Source organism: Rhizobium sp. BT04 (assembly GCF_030053135.1).
Taxonomy (GTDB): Bacteria; Pseudomonadota; Alphaproteobacteria; order Rhizobiales; family Rhizobiaceae; genus Rhizobium; species Rhizobium binxianense.
Map to the genome: position 1 here is coordinate 177982 of NZ_CP125653.1, position 15280 is coordinate 193261.

Below are 15280 nucleotides of genomic sequence, written 5' to 3' on the forward strand. Positions count from 1 at the left end.
TACCGAGAAGCGCAGCAATCTCCGGGGAGATATAGCTAGTCTAGCTCGTGCGTCCAAGGGTGGACAGGGCGTCCTGCAGCCTGAGCGCCGCAAGTGCCTTCGTGGCCTCATCCGGAGGCCATCCCGCTTCCAGCGCCGCGGCCAGGACCAGCGATTCCGTCTGAAGCTCGAGCTTCTCATAGAGCGGCTCGATGGCTTCGCGCGCTGTGACAAGGTGCTGGTCGGGTGGAGTAATGGGTGTGGCGGCAACCCTGGGCATGAATGCTCCTCCTTTGAACGCTAAGGTTCGAAACCGATGACGGACATCCTTGTTCCGTCCAGATCGGCTTTTTGGCCCCGGAATCATTACAGAGAGCCACGTATCCTGGTAGCCCGGCGGTCGGTCCTTCGCGGGCGGTCTTTGGCATCGGCGCAGTGCTTCGCGCGATATGAAAATTCGCGCGAAAAATGACGATACCACATATTGCGAAATATCCTCCACCTCAGAAATGCGCGAATGATGATTGCCGGCGGAATCTTTTTGTGGTCGCCGACAGTCCCCTGCTTGGTGATCGCTGCGTTCGGATCGAGCAGGAACGCAACCAACGTGCTTGGGCTCTTCGCTTCCACCTCGAGCCTGTCATCGGATACATGCAGTCCCTGCTCCCCTTCGGCAAACGCCTGGGCACCGACGACGACGGAACCGCCAAAGACGTAGAAATAGAGGTCTCGGCCTTGTTTCCGGGGGAATTCCACCTTGACCCCCGCGTCCAGCCTGACATCGAAGAAGTCGATCGCGCTGCGGACATAAAACGGCGCACCTTCCCCTTCCGGCCCGACCAGGTGTCGCCAGACGTTTACCGCGACGGCCGGGACCGGTCCGTACTGGATCTTCGGCTCAAGATCGACCGCGTCAGGGCGAACAAGGATCTGCAGCATCCGCAACGGCGGATCGGATGCCAGCGTCTCTTCGGAATGCCAAAAGCTTGCTCCGGCATTCATCACCATGAGATGATCGCGATCGATCAGCAGCCGGCCGGCGGCCTTATCGTCATGACGCATGACACCTTCGGGCACCCAGGAGATGATCTCGTCATTCCTGTGCTCGTGCATCGCGATCAGCCGGCCAGGATCGAGAATGGATTCAACGACCATGGCAAGCGGGCCATGGCCGTGATCGGTCGGCTTCGGCTTCAACCACCCCGGCATGTTGACGTGCGCGACGAAGCCTCCCGTATCGCGCACCACGAATGTCCGTTCGCCCTTGAGCAGCATCGCATCCTCCATGCTTGCAAGGCAGTGGCGACAGCAGGCGACGACAGCGCCGCGCATCTTTTCAGATGCGAAAAAGCCGCTGTAACACTCTGAATGACTGTATCATTTTATCCTCAAACCGGTTCCGATCTAAGGAATTATGCATCGGCCAGAAGGCCCGCCGGGACGATCGCTGACCGGCAAAGCCATCGGCCGGGTCGCAAGCCACGGGGACGAAAGGACGGCGGGGATACCTCCCTGCCGTCACATCATTCAACTCCGGCCTCAGGCGAGATATTTCGTAAACCAGTCGACCGTCCGCTGCCAGGCGAGCTTGGCTGCCGCTTCGTCGTAGCGCGGCGTGGAATCATTGTGGAAGCCGTGATTGACGTCGGGATAGACATAGGCTTCGTAGGTTTTTTGAGACGATTTCAGCGCGGCTTCATAGGCCGGCCAGCCTTCGTTGATCCCCTTGTCCAGCCCGGCATAGTGGAGAAGCAAGGGCGCCTTGATCTTCGGCACGTCCTCGGCGCGCGGCTGCCTGCCGTAGAACGGCACGGCGGCGGCGAGTTCCGGATAGGCCACTGCCGCCGCATTGGCGACGCCGCCGCCGTAGCAGAAACCGGTGATGCCGACCTTGCCGGTGGTGAGATCGCTGTGCATCAGAAACTCGACCGCCGCGAAGAAGTCGTTCATCAGCTTCTCCGGGTCGACCTTCTGCTGCAGTTCCCGGCCCTTTTCATCGTTGCCGGGATAGCCGCCGACCGAAGTGAGGCCATCCGGCGCCAGCGCGATGAAACCTGCCTTCGCCACCCGCCGCGCCACATCCTCGATATAGGGGTTCAGACCTCTGTTTTCGTGAACGACCACCACGGCCGCGACTTTGCCGGCGGCTTTTGCGGGGCGGACGAGATAGGCGCGGACATCCCCATTTCCCTTTGGCGAGGGATAGGTGATGTATTCGGCTGATATATCGGGATCGGTGAACTCGACTTGGGTCGCCAGCGCATAATCGGGGCTCAGCGACGCCAGAATGGCCGCCGCCGTCACGCCGCCGACGGCGAATTTGCCGGCCCGGTCGAGAAACTCGCGCTTGGTGATTCTCCCATGCGCATAATAATCGTAGAGTTCGAGAAGTTCCTGAGGGAAATCCTTGGCTGTCATGCGGGTCATGCTGGTTCCTCCTGGCCTCTTTTGTTCTCATGCCATCCTACACAGGTAAGCTCGCGACTCTTTTCAATATTTCGCGAGTTTCGCGTGAGCTTGCCGGCTGGGGCAACCGGCGCTGAACGACTGCCTTGGCTTCGGGAGCATGCGCGCTGCGTCGGCGAACCGCGTCCGGCCAGCCGCTGTAAGCAATCGGTCGCCAGCTATCGATCTATGAAAATCAATTTCATGCTTGCGCTTCGATGCCCGTTTTCTATTGACGCCTCTCGTTTTTTGTCCCAACTTAAAGAAAATAAATTACCTAAATTGGGAACTTGATCGGCATGAAAGTGGGAATCATCGGGCTCGGATTCCGGCTCGGCTATCTCGGCTATGTCTTTAAAGCGATCGATAGCAGCTTCGACATTGTCGGCTATGTGGATCCGGAACCTGCCGGGCTTCCCGGATTGACGGAAAAGGGGATTTCAGTCGGCAAGGCTTACGGTTCGCCGGAAGAGCTGCTGGCTTCGGAAAAGCTCGATCTGCTGATGATCGGCTCCCCCAATCACCTGCATCTCGATCATATCAGGCTCGGCCTTCAGGCCGGTCTCAAGGTCTTCTGCGAAAAGCCGATCGTCACCACGATTGCCGAAAGCATCGAGCTTGCCCATCTGATGGCGAAGTTCGGCCATGAGCGGCTGATGGTCGGTCTGGTGCTGCGTTACTCCCCGCTTTACAAGGATCTGCGCGCCATCCAGGCCGAGGGCAAGCTCGGTCAGATCGTGTCGATCGAGGCCTCCGAACATATCGAGCCCTATCACGGCGCCTTCTTCATGCGCGACTGGCGCCGCTACGAGCGCTATTCCGGCAGCTTCATGCTGGAGAAATGCTGCCACGACCTCGACCTTTATAATGGTGTCGTCGGCGCGCGGCCGGAGCGCGTCGCCAGTTTCGGCGGCCGCAAGAGCTTCATTCCCGCCAACGACCCGGCGCGCGAAGGCATCAACGACCTCGAGCTCTTCCATCGCAAGCCGAGCGGCTGGATGGGTTCCGACAAGGTCTTCGACAGCGATGCCGATATTATCGACTACCAGGTGGCGATCGTCGAATATGCCAATGGCGTCGGCATGAACTTCCACACCAATCTGAATGTGCCCGACCAGTTCCGCCGTTTCGCCATCATGGGCTCGCGCGGCATGGCCGAAGGCGATTTCGTGCGCGGCTATCTCGATGTGCACGAGCAGCTGACCGGCAATAAGGTGGTCGAAAACAAATATGCCGCCACCGAACTCTCCCAGCATTACGGCGCCGACGAACAGATGGCGAGCGACCTGCTGGAAAGCGTGCGCACCGGGCTCGAACTTCCGGTGTCCACGCTGAACGCGCTCGAAGCCGGCATTCTCGCCTTGGCGATGGACGAAGCGAGGATGAAGAAAACTGTCGTCGATCTCAGACCGATCTGGGACCGCTTCGACGAAGCCCTTCACGCAAGAGCGGCTTGAGGAGGGCGGCAGGATGAGTGTTCAAAGAAGCACGGTCATCTTTGCCTGGATCCTTCTCCTTCCGGCCGTCCTTTATGTTCTTGCCATCGTCGCCTATCCCCTCGTCGATACGTTCATTCTCTCCTTCACCGACGCATCGCTCAAGAAGACCACCAATTGGGTGGGCTGGATCAATTACGAGAAGATCTTCAACGAGCGCTTTGCCGAAGTCATCTTCCGCACCTTCATCTGGACGTTCTTCTCGGTGGCGCTGAAAATGGTGATCGGCACGTTCGGTGCGACCATGCTCAATGCCGCCGTGCCGGGGCGCTCGCTGTTCCGGCTCTTGACCATGCCGCCCTGGATCGTGCCGATGGCGATCGGCATCTTCATGTGGGGCTGGATGTATAATGGCCAGTTCGGAATGATATCGGGCATGCTCCAGCGCTTCGGTCTCGTCGACGGCCCGGTCGCCTTCCTCGCTTATGGCAGCACCGCCTTCTGGGCAACGATCATCACCGACGTGTGGATCGGCGTGCCGCTGGTGACGATCTATTTCCTGGCGGCGATCCAATCCATTCCCAAGGATCTTTACGAGGCAGCCTGGACCGATGGCGCCGGCCGCTGGTACCGCTTTCGCCGCATCACTCTGCCGCTGATGGTTCCGGCGATCATCACCATGTCGATGCTCTCGCTCATCGCCACCTTCAATTCGTTCGACATCATCTGGATCCTGACACAGGGCGGGCCGAGCGGCGAGACGACGACGATGATCATCGACACCTATCAGACCGCGATCGGTTCGAAGAAATACGGGGAAGGTGCTGCGCGCGCCGTGTTGATCTGCATCTTCCTGTCGCTTTTCTGCTTCGCCTATTTCCGCGTCACCCGCCGTCTCAATCCGGAGAAGCGCGCATGAGCAGTGCAGCCATGATCGACCGTTACCGCTGGTGGGAAATCATCCTGATCTATTGCGGCATCGCGCTGTTTCTCTTCTTCGTGCTCTCGCCCTTCGTCGAGGGCTTCCTCGTTTCCCTGAAGCCGCTCGCCCAGCTCTTTTCCTCACCCTACCGCTTCTGGCCCGAGAACGGCTCGCTCGAAGCCTACCGGACGATGTGGATCAGTGTGCCGGGTTTCGGCCGCTATATCTTCAACTCCTTCTTCATCTCGACCGTCGTCACGGTGATCGTGCTCTGCCTGGTCATTCCGGCGGCCTACGCTTTCGCGAAGTTCGAGTTCAAGGGCATGGGGATATTGCTCGGCGCCTTCCTGACGGTGAACATGTTCTCCGGCGCCGTGCTCCTGATCCCGCTCTTCCGCTTGATGCGCAGCATGGGCGTGCTCAACACCTATCTCGCCATGATCGTGCCGGGCGTCGCCTTCCTGATCCCGTCGGCGATCTGGCTGCTGCGCACCTATATGATCCGCATTCCCCAGGAGCTCAACGAAGCGGCCTTCATGGATGGCGCCAGCCATTTCTACACGCTTCGCCGTGTCATCCTGCCCATCGCGATGCCGGGCATTATCGTCGTCGCCATCACCACCTTCATCGGCGCTTACGCCCAGCAATTCATCTTCGCGCTGACGTTCAACTCGAAGACCGAATACATGCCCCTGCCGGTGGGGCTCTTTGCTTACTTCGGCAAGCAGGAGGTCATCTGGAACGAACTGATGGCGGCTTCCTTCGTCGGCATCGCGCCGGCGATGATCGTCATCTTCTTCCTTCAGCGTTACCTTGTCGGCGGTCTGACCGCCGGTGCGGTGAAACAATAAGAGCAAAAAACGAGTGAACAGCTAACAACCACAATGGGAGTCACGACGTGAGCATTACCATTAAGACAGGCCTTATGGCGCTTGCCCTGCTCGGTTCGACGGCACTGACCGCAGTCACTGCTCAAGCGGCCGACAAGGAAATCAGCTGGATCTATTGCGGCGACACGATCGACCCGGTCCACACCAAATACATCAAGCAGTGGGAAGAAAAGAACACCGGCTGGAAGGTCACGCCCGAGGTTGTCGGCTGGGCGCAGTGCCAGGACAAGGCAACGACGCTCGCCGCCGCCGGCACGCCGGTCGCGATGGCCTATGTCGGCTCGCGCACGCTGAAGGAATTCGCCCAGAACGACCTCATCGTTCCGGTGCCGATGACCGATGACGAAAAGAAGAGCTACTATCCGCACATCGTCGATACCGTGACTTTCGAGGGCAATCAGTGGGGTGTTCCGATCGCTTTCTCCACCAAGGCGCTCTACTGGAACAAGGACCTCTTCAAGCAGGCCGGCCTCGATCCCGAGAAGCCGCCGAAGACCTGGGCTGAAGAAATCGAGATGGCCAAGACCATCAAGGAAAAGACCGGCATTCCGGGCTTCGGTCTCTCCGCCAAGACCTTCGACAACACGATGCACCAATTCATGCATTGGGTTTACACCAACAACGGCGCAGTGACGGATGCCGAAGGCAAGGTCACGCTCGACAGCCCGCAGATTCTCGCCGCGCTGAAGGCCTACAAGGATATCGTCCCCTACTCCGAGGAAGGCCCGACGGCCTATGAGCAGAACGAAGTCCGCGCCATCTTCCTCGACGGCAAGGTCGCCATGATCCAGGCAGGATCGGGCGCCGCCTCCCGGCTGAAGGAGACGAAGATTGCCTGGGGCATCACGACGCTGCCGCTCGGTCCCGACGCCAAAGGCCCCGGCACGCTTTTGATCACCGACAGCCTGGCGATCTTCAAGGGGTCCGGGGTCGAGGACAAGGCGACGGAATTCGCCAAGTTCATCACCTCGCCCGACGTCCAGTCGGAATACGAACTGCAGGGCGGCGCCGGCCTGACCCCGCTGCGTCCGTCGGCGAAGGTCGAGGAGTTCGTCGCCAAGGATCCCTATTGGAAGCCCTTGATCGAGGGCATCAACTATGGTGGCCCCGAACCGCTCTTCACCGACTATAAGGGCTTCCAGAACTCGATCATCGAAATGATCCAGTCGGTGGTGACGGGCAAGGCTGAACCGGAAGCCGCACTGAAGAAGGCTGCCGGCGAAATCGAAGCCTTCAAGTAAGCTCTCTTGAGGCTTCTTCGGGTCGCGGCGGGATGGCCGCGGCCCCTCCCCTTATGACGATCGAATGTGCGACGAAGGCCGCTGGCGGAGACAGATTTTTGGGACAGCTTCTTCTCAACAAAGTTCAGAAATTCTATGGCGACTACGAAGTTCTGAAGGGCGTGCAGCTCGAAGTCGGGAATGGCGAGTTCGTCGTCTTCGTCGGCCCGTCCGGCTGCGGCAAGTCCACGCTCTTGCGCATGATCGCCGGTCTCGACGCGACCAGCGCGGGCGACATCGTCATCGATGGTATCAGGGTCAACGACCTGCCGCCGGTCAAGCGCGGCATCGCCATGGTGTTCCAGTCCTACGCGCTCTATCCGCACATGACCGTCTTCGAAAACATCGCCTTCCCGCTTCGCGTCGAAAAGATGGAGGAGCAAAAGCTCAAGGCCAAGGTGGAAAATGCCGCGCGCATCCTTCACCTCGAACAGCGGCTGCAGCAGAAACCCGGCATGCTGTCCGGCGGCCAGCGCCAACGCGTCGCGATCGGCCGCGCCATCGTGCGCGAACCGAAGATTTTTCTGTTCGACGAGCCGCTGTCCAACCTCGACGCTGCACTGCGCGCCGACATGCGCATCGAGCTTGCCAAGCTGCACCGGGCGTTGAAGGCGACGATGATCTATGTGACGCACGACCAGGTCGAGGCGATGACCATGGCCGACCGGATCGTCGTGCTCGACGCCGGCGATATCTCCCAGACCGGCGCGCCGCTGGAGCTTTACCACAAGCCGGCAAACCAGTTCGTTGCCGGCTTCATCGGCAATCCGAAAATGAATTTCCTACCCGTCACCTGCAAAAGCGTCAGCGCCAACGGCGTCGAGGTGGATTATCAAGGCCAGACGGCCGTTCTGCCGGTGACGCCGCGCGATGGCATGGTCGGCAAGGCTTTGACGCTCGGCATCCGGCCGGAACATATCCAGCTCGGCGGCGGCGATATCGTCTTTATCGTGACGCCGACGGTCATCGAGCGCCTCGGCGCCAATACGGTCGCTTATGCCTCGCTCAACGGCGAGGCCGAGAATTTCTGCGCCATGCTGCCCGGCAGCGTCGGCATCCGCGCGGACGCGCCTGTCTCAACCGGCATCAACGCCGCGGATTGCCACCTCTTCGACGAGGCAGGCATCGCCTTCGAGCGGCGCGTGGAGCTGACCGAAATCGATATGAACGTGATCAATCCGACGGCGGCCTGAACCGACTTGGCGTCGTGTGGGCGGTTTGTCCTGCGAGCGGTTCGGGTCCGGGGCGAAATGGCACCCCTGGCAATTATGGCTAGCGGGATTTGGCCGCCGCCTGGAAGCTGATCTTCCCCGACTAAGGGCGACGTGCTTGCGCTCTCTGACCACCTCTGCCGTGCCTAAGCCGACTTTTCTTTAGGTTCTGGAATAGTCAGTTTGGCGATTGCTGCATCCAAATCCGCAGTTCCAGTTTGCTGCAGGATTGATGCCTGGTACGCATCGGTGAGACGCGTTTTAATGCCCGCGTTTATGGCGTCACGAAGGTACGTAATACCATCACGACCTGCTTGCAGTTCTCCCTTGATAACGGCCTCAGCACTTCCAATTGCGAGCTCGGCAAGTTTTTTCGCAGAAACCTCGGCGATGTTCGCGGCAATTGATGTGTAGAGAACGCTTCCCACGCCATGGAATTGTTCGATTTCCTTCACGAGAACGGTGTTCGCATTCGGGGTTGCGGGCTGGACATAATTTCCCGTTCTACTACGGGTCTCACGTCGCCAAAGCATGTCCTTCGCCTCCGCCATTGTGACATGATCTTGCAGCACAAGGATCACGGCCTTGACGCGCTGTCCTTCCTCGACGGGAACGAGGGTCGGGCTGCCTTTACGGGAGTTGCTTGAACGCGCGAATTCGACCCGGAATGGTGTCAATATACCAGCCGACATTCGCCGAGCGATAACCTTTTCGAGTTCGGCACCTGGCTCGTTGATCAATGAGCCGTATGCGAGTACTCCAATGGAGCGCTTCGGTTCTATCTCGGGAAGCTGTTTTGCGATCGCATCGACCAAAGAGTAACCTTTCCGGGTGTTCATGGTCCGTAAGGTCAAGTCCTGAAGGTGCGAACGTGACTTGATCCCCAAACACTCGGCGGCAACATCCAACAGACCCTTGTTGTCGTAGAGGGCAACGATCTTTTCGTATTCGCCCTTTACGATGTGGGTCCGGAATTCGGACAGCAGGGAGCCATAAATCTGTGCAGGGTCGATCTGAGCGGTTGCGATTTGATATTCACTCGCAAGAGCCGCGCTATCCTTCGACTTCAGTCCGATTCGCTTGAGAGCCTGATCGATTTTTCGTTTCGTCGCGGATAATGCGTACTTCTCAGCATCGCTTGTCGCGAGTTTGAAGACCCTTTGCTTCAGATCATTCAGGCGTTTGCTAGATTCCGCTTTGTCGAAGTGGCAAAGCGCAGCAAGTTCCTCGAATGGCTCCGGCAGCAACAGCAGGTTTTCAACCTCTGCCACTGCGAGTGCGTGGACATTTTTGGCTTTGAGGTGTTCGATCAGCCGGTCTTCACGACCATCGGCGTCAATCAACCCTGCGCAACCTAGACGGTGAAATGTCTTTTGTTTTTCCATGCTGGCGACCGCATGGATCACGCTATCGCAGCTGCCAATCGGCATTACGGTAAAGTCCTTGTAGACTGAGCGATAGATGGCAACGTCCAGACTTCCTGCATCACCCTCGGTGAAGAGCACAGGAAGCCGACTCCCCACGATGCGCGTGACAACCTCATCAGGGATTCCCGTGTCTGCGGGTATTTCCTCCAATTCCCACTGTTCACCCTGATCTCCGCTCTCGTAAGAATTGATAGCAAATTTTCGGGCCGTGGTTCGCGTCGCTGCGAACTCAACATCGTGCGTCAGGTAAGCAAAGACACAATCATGTCGTGCAGCCTCGATTGCATCCCACATCTTCGCTAAGATCGATCGATTGATATGGAGTTCAGGCTCATCGATGAGGACAAGTGTATTCGGCCGTGCAAGCAGAGCTTGGCCGAGCATGTAGAAGATCGCACGCTCTCCATCGCTTAGCTCAGCGGCGTCGTAATCAGCGTTGGTCGAGCCATCACTCTTGATCTTGATGTTTCCTGCTTGGATTACCAATTCGCGGTGGGGAAGGAGATCGTCCCAGATCGATTTCAACCGATCGAGTTTGGTGGCTGGAGGAAGTACGGTTGAGTCCATGAGGTGCGCACGTCGGTGCTGGACAGATACTTCATTTTCGTCCGCATAGAGCCCTGCCACTACATGGTCGAAGTCAGAAAGCATCGCTATCGCCGGCTTCGAGTGCCAACGATAGCCAGCGCGATTTCCGCGCCCATCTTCGTGTCCCCATATCAGCCTGTTCAAGGCGGCTTCTAGGTTGGGGGGCTGAACCTTGGTGTTCATCGACAATGATCGGTGAGCCCCAATCCGATGAACCTCCAATCGTTTTGCTTCGATCATTACGCCGAGCCGACTCTTTCCTGATCCATTAGGACCGAGGAACAACAGCGTCTCGCCTACCTTGGCGTCGATTTTGAACTCGCCGCTCGATGTCGGCACGGATATGTTGAACATCAAGACCGTCGCTAAAACGCTTATAGTGAGGCGGCAATCTATAGAAGAGCGGGATTCTTGACTACAGGTTCTTGCTCCGATTCTGCAAATGCATGCTCAACGTGAACCGCTCGGAATGTCCGCGTCTGGTACAACGAAGTCATCCGCCGCGCGCAGGTCTTGCTATGCGACTGCATCCTTGCTGATGCGCGAGATCGCGAGCACTCCCCCAATAACCGCGGCCTTCGGCGATCAAGGCCATTTCACCCTCAACCGGAACCGCCCTACCAGACAAGCCCGCGAGCCGCGACCTCTTCGACGCGGGTCACCACGCCGCCCCCATGGAAGACCATCGTATCGAACAGGTTTGATACCACGCAGGTGTGGTTCGGGATGATGAAGAGCTTCTCGCCGATCTGCGGCCGGGGGCCGGTGCAATTTGCGAGATCGATGACGCCGTGTTCTTCCGAGAGGCTGGTGATCCGCGCTTGGGGATAACCGACGATCAGGCCGTAATCGCTAAAACCCTGAAGATCCGAGGTCAGCGCCTTCGAGCCGGCGTCGATGACGGCGCGGTCGGCGGTTGGCCGTGAGACGACGGTTGCCAGCACATGCATGGCGCAATCGTCCTCGGTGCAATGGCCCATGCGCAGCATCTGCCGGTCGTTGTAGATATAGGTGCCGGCGCGGTGTTCCGTGGCCGAGGTGACGAGATGCGCCTCGAACAGGCTTGGCGTTCCGCCATTGCTGACGATCGGGCAGGTTATCCCCTCGGCTTTCAGTTGTGCCAGCGTTTCAGCGATGAAGGCTTCGACGGCGGCGGCCGATTGCGGCTTCGGATAGGTCACGATGCCGCCGAAGGTCAGGCCGTCGGCAGCGGCGATGCGCTTGGCGAGCGAGGCGGCATCGTCCGGTGTCTGCACGCCGCAGCGCCCGCCGCCGGTGTCGCATTCCACAAGCACGGTCAGCGGCTTGTGGCCGGAGAAATGCGCTGCCAGCCCATCGACCGTCACCTCGCTGTCGGCGACGACCTTGAGGGCCGGAATTTTCTCGTTCAGCCTGGCCAGGCGCTCGAGCTTCTGCTGTCCGAGGATGTTGAAGGTGATGAGGATGTCGCCGAAGCCGGCTGCGGCGAAGACCTCGGCTTCGGTGACCTTCTGGCAGTTGATGCCCTTGGCGCCGGCGGCAATCTGCGCGACGGCCAAGGCCGGGATCTTGTGCGTCTTGATATGCGGGCGGAAGTTCAGCCCATGCTGATCCATATAGGATTGAACACGGGCTATGTTTGCCGCCAGCCTGTCTTCGTCGATGACAGGACGCGGCGTCGAGAGATCGGCGATCCTGTCGCCTGCCTTGGCGACGACGGCAAAGCTGGCATCATGCATCTAGGCGGCTCCGCGTTGTAGCCCGTGTGGATCGGCGACGATCGGCCATATAGTTTTCGGCGCCCGCCGATAGGGTGTCGTCGCCGGATTATTGGGATAGGGCGTTCCGGCGGAGCAGTAAAGAATCTCGGCGGCGATCTTCGAGAAGGAGGCGAAGAAGTGGTTGGTGGATTTGATCACCAGGATCTTCTGCCTGGCGGGATCGATGCCCATCACCGAAAAGAGGCTCGGATCGAAGCTTTGGGCGCGGGTCGAATTGAGGATGATGTCGATCCCGTCAAGCACGATATGGGCGGCATCGCCGAAAGGGGCGAGGCTCTCGCCGAACTGCATCTCGGCATTCTTCACCAGCTTGACGATCTTGACGGTGCCGTCGATGGGGTTGCCGGTGCCGGGCGCCGATTTGGCGCCGAAGCGCAGCGGAATCTCCGCCCCCTCGCCCGCCGCAAAACAGATCTGCACGGCGACGGGATCCCAGATGGTGCCGATCGCGGCACTGGTGACGCCGCGGGCCAGGAGTTCTGCGAGAATAACCGTCGCATCCCCGGCCGTGCCGCCGCCCGGATTGTCCCAGACATCGGCAACGACGACGGGCCATGCGGTGGCCGCCATCGCCCGTGCGACGGCTTCCTTCTCGTCGATCTGCGGGACCATGAAAGTGCCGCGCTTGGAAAACAGTTCGAGGCCGAGTTCGCGCGCCAGAGCCGCGCCTTTTTCCGGCTTGTCGTCGGTCACGACAAGCAGTTTCGTTCCCATTTCGGGAACGTCGCCGACCATGAAGCCGTGGATCACCGAAATCGACAGAATGTCAGGATCGTCCTTCTCGATCTTCATGATCTTGTCGACGAAGGAGCGCATCGGCTCGCGCGATGTCGGGAAGACGTCGATCATCCGGCAGTCGAACACCGATACAGCAGGCTTGACCCGGCCTTCCAGCGTATCGACGGCGATGCGCCAGAGGTCCTCGGCGCGATCGACGAAATCCGTATGCGGAAATTCCTTGAAATAGACGGCGAAATCGAGGGCTGCGACGCGTTTTGCGGTGAGATGGCTGTGCGGATCGAGCTCGGCGCAGATGAGCACGTCAGGCCCGACGATCGCGCGCATACGCTGGAGAAGATCGCCTTCCGTATCCTCGTATCCGGCCGCCACCATAGCGCCGTGCAGGCCCATGACGACGGCGTCGACCGGCATTGCGGCGCTGAGCTGGCCGAGGATTTCGTCACGCAGTTCCTCGTAGGTGGCCCGGTTGACCAGGCCGGCGGGGTCGGCCCAGGTGGCGGTTCCCTCGATCAGCTCCCAGCCTTTTTCCCGGGCGACGCGCCTGCCGACGGTGATCGGCGCGGTGCAGAGCGTCGGCGTTTCCGGATGCTGGCCGGGCGGGGCATAAAGCGAGGCTTCGAATGCGCGGCGATCCACGCAGATCGGGGAAAAGGTGTTGGTTTCGGTCGCCAGTGCTGCGGTGAAAATGCGCAAGAAAGTGGCCTTCGTGTTGTCGGCCCCGCCTCAACCCATCGGGTTCGGCAGGTAGCCGGTGAAACCTGAGATTTTCCAGCGTCCTTGGTGAAGCCTGCAATAATAGAGCGTCTGCCATTGCAGGATGTCGCGGGTGCCGTCGGACTTGGTAATGCCGCCGTCGAATTTCTTGCGGACGAGCGCCGTCTCGCCTTCGATCTCGATATCCTCGAGCGTCGTCGTGGTGAAGATCGCCGTGCGCGCATCTTCCGCGAAACTCTGCTGGGCGAAATCCTCGGCCTGCCTCAGCCATTCCTGGCGATAGGCCGACAGCGTCGGAAATGCGAGGCGCCACTTGTCGGGGCTGACGGCCTTCTGAGCGTCGATGCCGATGAAGCCTTCTTCGACGAAATCATGCTCGACCATCGACCAGTCGGCGGCCAGAAAGGCATCGATATCGCGCGGAACGAGCATCTCCCAGATCGCAGATCGGGCGCTGTCGGTGGGAAAAGGATTGAGGAAAGGATCGCGCATGTCTGCCCCGGATTGAAATTCTTTTCATAAATGGCGTTTTTCACTGGTCAAATTCTGCTTTCTATGGTCACTTGTCAACTTATCAAGAAAATAATTTGCAAGGACTTCAGCATGCCCATCAAGCGCTATGGCACTGTTCAAACCGGCGCCGGCGGCAAGGCGCTGCCTTTCGCGCGTGCGGTCGAAGCCGACGGATGGCTCTATGTTTCCGGCCAGGTTGCGATGGAAGATGGCGAAATCATCGACGGCAACATCATCGCCCAGACCCACAAGACGATCGCCAACGTTCTGGCGATCCTCGATGAGGCCGGATACGGCGTCGAGGACGTCGTGCGCGTCGGCGTCTGGCTCGACGATCCGCGCGACTTCTGGACCTTCAACAAGATCTATCAGGAATATTTCGGCGAGCATCCGCCGGCACGCGCCTGTGTGCAATCGTCGATGATGGTCGATTGCAAGGTTGAGATCGACTGCGTGGCCTATAAGAAGAAGGATGCATAGAGAATAAGGGCGGGAGCGGATTTGGATATCTTTTCGACATTGCAGGAAGACAAGAGCCGGCTCTCTCCCTCCGAGAGCCGCATCGCGGAGATCATCGTCAACGATTTCGAATTTGCGGTGAATGCCTCGATCATCGAGCTTGCCGAACGGGCCAAGGTATCGCCGCCGACCGTCACCCGTTTTTGCCGCCGGCTGGGCTGCGAGAGCTTTTCCGATTTCAAGGTGCAGCTTGCCCGGACCGCCCATATCGGCGTGCGCTATCTGAAACCGGAATCGAAAAGCACCGATCCGGCCGACGTCGCCCAGGATATCATCACCAAGGCCCAGAACGCGCTCTTTCTGCTGCACCGGTCGCTCGATCTTGCCGCGATCGAAGCCGCCGTCGCGCTGATCGCCAAGGCCGATATGATCTATGCCTTCGGCTCGGGCGGCAATTCGTCGATGATTGCCGACGAGCTGCAGAACCGGCTGTTCCGTCTCGGGCTTCGCATCACCGCCAGTTCCGATCACAGCATGCAGCTGATGATGGCCGCCGCGGCGCGGCCGGGCGACGTGCTGATCGGCTCGTCCTTCTCCGGCCGCAATATGGAGCTGGTGCGGGCCTTCGAGCTTGCCCGTGAGACCAAGGTGAAGACGATCGCTCTCACCCAGACGGACAGCCCGGTTGGCAAGGCGGCCGAAATCGTCGTGCCGATCGACCTTCCCGAAGGCAATAACATCTATCGCCCGACCTCGACGCGCATCGCCTACATCGCCACCGTCGATATTCTGTCGAGCCTCATCGCCTACGCCGTTCAGCCGAAGGCGACGACCACGCTTCGGCGCATCAAGCAGCAGCTGGTCATTCACCGCGACGGCGATGACCGGCAATTGCTTGGGGATTGAAGCCAACGA

13 protein-coding genes and 1 pseudogene are annotated in these 15280 nt (G+C 59.4%); 7 read left to right on the forward strand and 7 right to left on the reverse strand.

What is annotated here, in order from left to right; all coding sequences use genetic code 11:
- Positions 1 to 40: 40 nt before the first annotated feature.
- The 3 genes and pseudogenes from QMO82_RS32055 to yghX all read right to left on the reverse strand — a co-directional run bounded on the left by QMO82_RS32055 (position 41) and on the right by yghX (position 2406).
- Positions 41 to 259, reverse strand: coding sequence for a hypothetical protein (locus tag QMO82_RS32055; RefSeq protein ID WP_097616810.1), 219 nt, complete (start codon positions 257 to 259; stop codon positions 41 to 43).
- A gap of 188 nt (positions 260 to 447) precedes the next feature.
- Positions 448 to 1254: pseudogene (locus QMO82_RS32060) on the reverse strand (pirin family protein); the annotation flags it as partial.
- A 264-nt stretch (positions 1255 to 1518) separates the two neighbouring features.
- Positions 1519 to 2406: a YghX family hydrolase gene (gene yghX / locus QMO82_RS32065; RefSeq protein WP_183610423.1), complete on the reverse strand. Its 888-nt coding sequence runs from the start codon at positions 2404 to 2406 to the stop codon at positions 1519 to 1521.
- Between the two features lie 317 nt (positions 2407 to 2723).
- Here yghX and QMO82_RS32070 point away from each other — a divergent pair, with 317 nt between their 5' ends.
- The 5 genes from QMO82_RS32070 to QMO82_RS32090 all read left to right on the forward strand — a co-directional run bounded on the left by QMO82_RS32070 (position 2724) and on the right by QMO82_RS32090 (position 8145).
- Entirely contained in the window at positions 2724 to 3881 is a 1158-nt protein-coding gene (locus QMO82_RS32070) for a Gfo/Idh/MocA family protein (RefSeq protein WP_047613509.1), read from the forward strand.
- Between the two features lie 13 nt (positions 3882 to 3894).
- Positions 3895 to 4779 carry a carbohydrate ABC transporter permease gene (locus QMO82_RS32075; RefSeq protein ID WP_183610422.1) on the forward strand — a complete coding sequence of 295 codons (885 nt, stop codon included), beginning with the start codon at positions 3895 to 3897 and terminating at the stop codon, positions 4777 to 4779.
- Positions 4776 to 5633, forward strand: a complete 858-nt coding sequence (locus tag QMO82_RS32080; protein ID WP_183610421.1) for a carbohydrate ABC transporter permease — start codon at positions 4776 to 4778, stop codon at positions 5631 to 5633. The genes QMO82_RS32075 and QMO82_RS32080 overlap by 4 nt, the downstream gene beginning before the upstream one ends.
- A 74-nt stretch (positions 5634 to 5707) precedes the next feature.
- Positions 5708 to 6913, forward strand: coding sequence for an ABC transporter substrate-binding protein (locus QMO82_RS32085; protein ID WP_183610478.1), 1206 nt, complete (start codon positions 5708 to 5710; stop codon positions 6911 to 6913).
- Between the two features lie 98 nt (positions 6914 to 7011).
- Entirely contained in the window at positions 7012 to 8145 is a 1134-nt protein-coding gene (locus QMO82_RS32090; protein WP_183610420.1) for an ABC transporter ATP-binding protein, read from the forward strand.
- Between the two features lie 164 nt (positions 8146 to 8309).
- Here the strand turns inward: QMO82_RS32090 and QMO82_RS32095 are convergent, their stop codons facing one another.
- The 4 genes from QMO82_RS32095 to QMO82_RS32110 all read right to left on the reverse strand — a co-directional run bounded on the left by QMO82_RS32095 (position 8310) and on the right by QMO82_RS32110 (position 13885).
- Complete coding sequence (locus tag QMO82_RS32095) at positions 8310 to 10532, reverse strand: AAA family ATPase (RefSeq protein ID WP_183610419.1); 2223 nt, start codon at positions 10530 to 10532, stop codon at positions 8310 to 8312.
- Positions 10533 to 10795: 263 nt separating this feature from the next.
- A complete protein-coding gene (locus QMO82_RS32100) occupies positions 10796 to 11896 on the reverse strand; it encodes a D-TA family PLP-dependent enzyme (RefSeq protein ID WP_183610418.1) in 1101 nt (366 codons plus the stop codon).
- Positions 11897 to 13372 (reverse strand): M81 family metallopeptidase, encoded by a 1476-nt coding sequence (locus QMO82_RS32105; protein ID WP_183610417.1) that lies wholly within the window; start codon positions 13370 to 13372, stop codon positions 11897 to 11899. It abuts the gene before it with no gap.
- 30 nt (positions 13373 to 13402) lie between these two features.
- A complete protein-coding gene (locus tag QMO82_RS32110) occupies positions 13403 to 13885 on the reverse strand; it encodes a hypothetical protein (RefSeq protein ID WP_183610416.1) in 483 nt (160 codons plus the stop codon).
- 111 nt (positions 13886 to 13996) lie between these two features.
- On the opposite strand from QMO82_RS32110, the gene QMO82_RS32115 reads away from it, so the two are divergent.
- On the forward strand, positions 13997 to 14386 hold the full coding sequence (locus QMO82_RS32115) for a RidA family protein (RefSeq protein WP_183610415.1): 390 nt from the start codon (positions 13997 to 13999) through the stop codon (positions 14384 to 14386).
- A gap of 21 nt (positions 14387 to 14407) precedes the next feature.
- The gene (locus QMO82_RS32120) at positions 14408 to 15271 is read left to right on the forward strand and encodes a MurR/RpiR family transcriptional regulator (protein WP_183610414.1); all 864 of its coding nucleotides are present in this window, start codon (positions 14408 to 14410) and stop codon (positions 15269 to 15271) included.
- The last annotated feature ends 9 nt before the right edge of the window (positions 15272 to 15280 follow it).